Raw genomic sequence first — 5,491 nt, forward strand, 5'->3', positions numbered from 1 at the left:
CTCAGGTTGCTGGCGCCACTTCCTTATCCGGCCCGGAGCGATACCCAGTTCAACTGCTGCCTCTTTTACCGAACCTTTCGCATAAGAGAGCTCAACAGCCATTTTTTTGAAAGAGGAATCAAATACTCGTTTTCTCATACAGTCAAATTTAATACTCCCCTTAATTCTGCCTAGCTTTTCCCCTCCAGTCAAAGGTAGCAACTCCAAAAGCCTGGTTATTGGGTTAGACTATAATAAGCTTCTGACAAACCGGTTAAGGTAGCCGAACTCATCATTCAATAACTGAAAATGTGAATTGTATGATAGCAGGATGTAAGTACATTTTTGTTGTTGAAGTCTATGCTAGTATATGAGAGTCAAAATATAGAATTAGAATATCATCTGACCGAAAATATATTAGAAGTAAGTTGTATAGGTGATTTAGAGATTGGGCAGTTTAGATGATTATGAAATAAAGTAGTTGAAGCAGCCCAAAACTTCAAGGTGGAGAATATTTTATTAGATGCAACTCAAGTAGGGAATAAAAGTGCCATTTATGCCCCCAGCTATAATTGTTCTTTTCTCATCCACTCCAGCAGCCTACTGTCAAGAAGTTAGCGCGCGTAGCATCAGCCAATCCAGAATATGACCAAGACATAACTAAGCTTTTTCTTACTTGTAAATAACCTTATAATTCCTTTGAATTCAAGAACTTTCATCATCACTATGAAGCCATGAACTGGCTAACAGGTTTTTATTAAGTTTGTATCTGATTGTTTCAAAGGTAGTTTTGATAACTAACTTAGTTCAACAAGTACCATTCAGTCTACTTTCTTACTAAATTCCGCCACATAAACCGGATTATATTAAATAAGCGATTAATAGGAGTTAATCAATACGCTGAAATATTTAAAAACTTCGATGTAGTTGGTCCTAATTGCTTCTTGCTAAAGAATGCCTTGCTTTGCTGCGGGCTTAGTATACACTTGGCCTACTGGCAAACCAAGGATTATACAGCAGAAAGTGAACAAAAGCTCGTAACTACATTCATTGCTTCCGTACAAGGTATAATTATGTTTGGAATAAATGATTTGCCAAAGTTTTTTCTGGCCTTCTTCCTCGTACTCCCCATTATCTCTTTTATTCACGAAGCAGGCCACGTTTTTTTTGCCTGGCTGATGGGTGGCAAGAACATTAAAGTAATTGTCGGAACCGGAAACAAATTATTTAGCTGGTGGATACTGGAAGTACGAGAATATTATTTCTATTATGGATTCTGTTCGTTTGATAACCTGAAGCATAATAAGCGTTTGTCCAATATCCTGATTTTTTCGGGGGGAGCTTTGTTTAATGCCTTAGCGGCCATTGCAGTAATGTACCTGGTGCAAGTTAAATCGGTGGAATCTGGTATGTTAACCTATCAGTTTACCTATTTTTCTATGTATTACATTTTCTTTGCGCTGCTGCCAATGCCATATCCGGACGGTAGCTTCAGCGATGGCAAAGTAATACTTGACCTGATCCGGAATAAGCCCTGGATAAATGAAAATATTTACCGGCTTACGTGGGATGAGGAAAAGGCAAAATGGCTGGTGCTAGATCACAGTAAAACCATTGTGGTGACTATGGAAAATGAGCAAGAGGCGCTTGCTAAGGCGCACGAACTGGCGCAAAATAACCGTCCAAGCCGCCTGCTTAATAGTAAAACAGGTAAAGAGGTAGAAATTTGCAATTACCCAAGAGTACCATTGTAAACTACCTATTTATAAGGTTTTTATGTATTTGTCCCTTTACTTAAAACGGGTTAAATAACTTTATATAAATCTAGCTTTATTATTCTGCGTAGTTAAACGCATACATAACCAATACTAATTTTATGATTACAGCCATAGTTAGTTTTCTGGTGATGCTAAACCCTTTTGCGCTCTTCCTGTACCTGAAGCCCGTGATGAGCAACCTGTCCGATACAGATTTTCGCTCTGTTTTTATAAAGGCCAGCAGCATTACCTTTTCTATTTATCTAGTGTTTCTGCTCTTTGGAGACTTGGTATTTCAAAAAGTTTTCCGGATTAATTTTGAGTCCTTCCGCATTTTTGGCGGGGTGGTATTGTTTTCCTTTGCCTATATATTTATAGTGCAAGGCAAAAAAGCCTTCATTCAGATAAAAGGAGACCTGCACGATTTGGCATCGGAAATAGCCTTGCCGTTTATGGTTGGTGCTGGTACCATCTCGCTTACGGTATTGATGTCGGAGCAACTGGTTTTGTGGCAGGGAATTCTATCTTTAGTTATCATCGTGCTGCTGAACTTTTTCATTATCATGGGCCTGAAACAGGTCAGGCATAAGATGCGCTCTAAAAAGGTCCAGACGGCTTTCGACAAGAATATGGAGCTGCTTCTCCGCATAAACGGTTTTTTCCTAGGCGCTATCGGTATAGACATGATAGTAACCGGCATCAGAAACCTATTAGCAGCCGGACTTGAGTAACCAATGGCAATTACCTGTTACACAAACGGAAGCTGGTAAACTTATGTATTTAGCTTTTATCGCTTGAGTACCTCCTCGGAATATACCAACCAAAGCGGCACATTTATATCGGTGTTATACATTTCGGTAGGCACGCTGCCAAGGCTCAAGGATGGTAGCGGGTTGTTGCCTTTCAGGCCTAACACTAAAAGGTCATGGCGTCCTTTTTTCAGGTGCAGTACTATGCGTTCGGCTATACTTTTATTCGCAGCACGCACCAGGGTATAAGGTACTTGCGCAATTTCCTGGTGCCTTTTCTGCAAATCGGCAAACTTTCCTTTTACTAGTTCCTCGGCTTTTCGCACGGCTTTATCTTCCGATATTAGCGGGAAGAACTGGGATGGAATGCGGTAAACGTGCATAATTTCCAGTTGCAACCCCAATTGGCCCGACAAGTTTTGGCTGAGCTGTAGGGCATGTACCGATGCCGCCGAAAAATCTATGGGCACCAGCACTTTCTTAATATTGAAGCTGGCCGTTTCCGGGAAAACTAGTACACTGCAGGGAAGTATCCGCAGTAGTTTTGTGCCCTGTGCGCCGGTGCTTTTATCGCTCATTTTTTTACCCAAAAGCGTTAGCTTTATTTTATAGCGTTTCACTAGGTCGGCCAGGAGAACTTCGGTGTTTGGCTCTTCGCTCACCAGTATTTCGTAGGCAGTAATATTGCCAAACTGCCCGGCTACAATGTCGGTAATATTATCTTCTACCTCCTTCGCTAAATCTACCTCACCAATCAACTCCCGGAAATCATCGCCTAATTCGTATAATTTAATATTGTGTACAAAGTATACTTTACGCACATCTATGCGCTCGCAGATAGAGCGGGTAAAAGCTACTAATTTCTCATCAATATCGCTTAGGTCCAGGCAGACCATCAAGGCATCTATTGTAATCATAACGTATCAGGTTTTGTTGGGGTAGGATTACTGTTTTTACTTTCAGCTAACTTTGCATCTTGTTTCTGCGCCCGTTTAACCAACATTTCGGTCACCAATTGTTGGTAAGCTTTGCGTTGTTGCGCTTGGCCAAGCTTAGCCTCTTCTTCGGCTTCTTCATTTAAACCCCGATAGAGGCTGTAGCACATGAGCAGAAGTATAAAGGCAAAGGGTAGCCCAGTAATAATAACAGCCGTTTGTAGCGCCTGTAAGCCACCGCCAACTAATAATACCGCAGCTACAGCGCCGCCTGCCAGTGCCCAGAAAATACGTATCCCTACCGATGGATTAGGATTGCCACCAGAAGTAAGGCTTACCACTACCAGCGAACCAGAATCGGCGGAGGTAACAAAAAAGCCACTTATCAGAATTACACCTATTACCGAAAGTACGGTTGAAAAAGGCAGTTGCTCAAAGAATATAAACAAGGCGGTTGATATATCGGCGGCTACCGCCTCGGCAATTGTGGTATTGCCGGCTAAGGTCTCGTGCAGGGCAGTGCTGCCAAAAGCCGTCATCCACAAAAAGGAGAGAAGCGAAGGCGCAATGAGCACGCCCAGTATAAATTCCTTGATGGTGCGCCCTTTGGAAACCCGGGCAATAAATATTCCAACAAACGGCGCCCAGGAAATCCACCAGGCCCAGTAAAAAACGGTCCAGCTGCCTTGCCAATTGTTGGTGGAGTAAGCTTCGTTCCAGAAAGAGAGTTGCATAAAATTTCCAATGTAAGACCCGGTGTTCTGCACGTAAGAGCCAAGTATAAAAACCGTTGGGCCCAGCACTATCACGGCCACTAGAATAAATAAGGCAATCCGGATGTTCCACTCACTTAAAATGCGTACCCCCTTGTCTACCCCGGTTACAACCGAAATAGTAGCAATGCCGGTAATAATGGCTATCAGTATAATCTGGTTGGTTAAATTATTTACAATAGCCGGGAATACGTGGTTCATACCGGCCGCTACTTGTTGCACCCCCAACCCCAGCGAAGTTGCCAGACCAAAAAGTGTGGCGATTACGGCCAATATATCAATTATATGCCCCACCACGCCGTGGATGCGTTCGCCCAGAAAGGGATAAAAAGCCGAACGGACGGTAAGCGGCAGTTGCCGGTTATAGGTAAAAAAAGCCAGGGCGAGAGCAACCAAAGCGTAAATGGCCCAGGCATGTAAGCCCCAATGCAGAAAGGTAAAGTTCATGGCTTGCCGGGCAGCCGCGGGGGTACCGGGCTCCCCGAGCGGGGGCGTCTGGAAGTGGTTGATGGGCTCCGCGATGCTCCAAAAAAGCAACCCAATGCCCATGCCGGCGCTGAATAGCATGGCAAACCAAGCAGAAGTGGTAAACTCAGGTTTGGCATCTTTGCCCCCCAATCTTATTTTTCCAAAGCGGCTAAAAGCCAAAAAAAGGCAGAAAGCAACAAAAATGTTAACACTTAATATAAACAGCCATCCCATGGTTGATGTTACGGCCGCCTGTGCCTCGCTGAAGAACGTTTCTGCACTTTCCTGAAAAACTAGCACCAGGGCTATGCTGACCACCAGAAAAACAATGGATGACCAGAATACAGGCCCGTTGACATCCAGCCCCAAAGATTTTTTTATATCACTTCTTACTTTGCTCATGTAGTCTGTTGTTATTCGCTCAGAAATAGTATCCCGTATTAATGTTAAAGCGCAGGTGCCATTTGGTGTGGCCGGGCATGCCTGTGGTAAAAGCATTCGTCCACTCCGGTCCCAGCCACGGGTGGTTGTAACCAAATGCCGCATCGGTATAGATGTACATCGGGCCAGCTGTAAAAAGCGCTCCTAACACATTCTGGTGGGAATTTTCAAAACCATCTTCCCGCTTGTTATAATAGCCGTAGTTGTTATAAATATCAATGGCTTGTAACAGGCGGCTACTAACCGGAATATGGTAAGAAATACCGGCCGTATAAATTTCTCCCCTACTGGCAACGTTATAATTGGAGCCGTAGGCGCCCATTTCAACAAAGTTAAGTACTGCACCGGTAGGGTAATTGGGGTTTATACGGTAAAACATAGCCTGCAGC

Annotated in this window: 5 protein-coding genes and 1 pseudogene; 2 read left to right on the forward strand and 4 right to left on the reverse strand. The window is 43.6% G+C overall.

The window, feature by feature from the left end; all coding sequences use genetic code 11:
* Positions 1-138 (reverse strand): transposase (locus tag ACO1R6_RS13345; RefSeq protein ID WP_486265362.1); only part of this gene is annotated, 138 nt, incomplete at its 3' end.
* Between the two features lie 827 nt (positions 139-965).
* On the opposite strand from ACO1R6_RS13345, the gene ACO1R6_RS13350 reads away from it, so the two are divergent.
* Both ACO1R6_RS13350 and ACO1R6_RS13355 read left to right on the forward strand, forming a co-directional pair.
* A complete protein-coding gene (locus ACO1R6_RS13350; protein WP_486265358.1) occupies positions 966-1,733 on the forward strand; it encodes a site-2 protease family protein in 768 nt (255 codons plus the stop codon).
* Positions 1,734-1,855: 122 nt separating this feature from the next.
* A complete protein-coding gene (locus ACO1R6_RS13355) occupies positions 1,856-2,467 on the forward strand; it encodes a MarC family protein (protein WP_486265359.1) in 612 nt (203 codons plus the stop codon).
* Positions 2,468-2,523: 56 nt separating this feature from the next.
* Here ACO1R6_RS13355 and ACO1R6_RS13360 read toward each other — a convergent pair whose 3' ends face one another.
* The 3 genes and pseudogenes from ACO1R6_RS13360 to ACO1R6_RS13370 form a co-directional block, all read right to left on the reverse strand.
* The gene (locus tag ACO1R6_RS13360) at positions 2,524-3,402 is read right to left on the reverse strand and encodes a universal stress protein (RefSeq protein WP_486265360.1); all 879 of its coding nucleotides are present in this window, start codon (positions 3,400-3,402) and stop codon (positions 2,524-2,526) included.
* The gene (locus ACO1R6_RS13365) at positions 3,399-5,063 is read right to left on the reverse strand and encodes a BCCT family transporter (protein ID WP_486265361.1); all 1,665 of its coding nucleotides are present in this window, start codon (positions 5,061-5,063) and stop codon (positions 3,399-3,401) included. The genes ACO1R6_RS13360 and ACO1R6_RS13365 overlap by 4 nt, the downstream gene beginning before the upstream one ends.
* A gap of 19 nt (positions 5,064-5,082) precedes the next feature.
* Positions 5,083-5,491: pseudogene (locus ACO1R6_RS13370) on the reverse strand (hypothetical protein); the annotation flags it as partial.

The sequence above is a fragment of the Adhaeribacter sp. genome, assembly GCF_057359045.1.

Bases quoted from the DNA above. Each gene is read 5' to 3' on its own strand.
- ACO1R6_RS13360 (WP_486265360.1), bottom strand. From the start codon at position 3,402: ATGATTACAATAGATGCCTTGATGGTCTGCCTGGACCTAAGCGATATT.
- ACO1R6_RS13355 (WP_486265359.1), top strand. From the start codon at position 1,856: ATGATTACAGCCATAGTTAGTTTTCTGGTGATGCTAAACCCTTTTGCG.
- ACO1R6_RS13365 (WP_486265361.1), bottom strand. From the start codon at position 5,063: ATGAGCAAAGTAAGAAGTGATATAAAAAAATCTTTGGGGCTGGATGTC.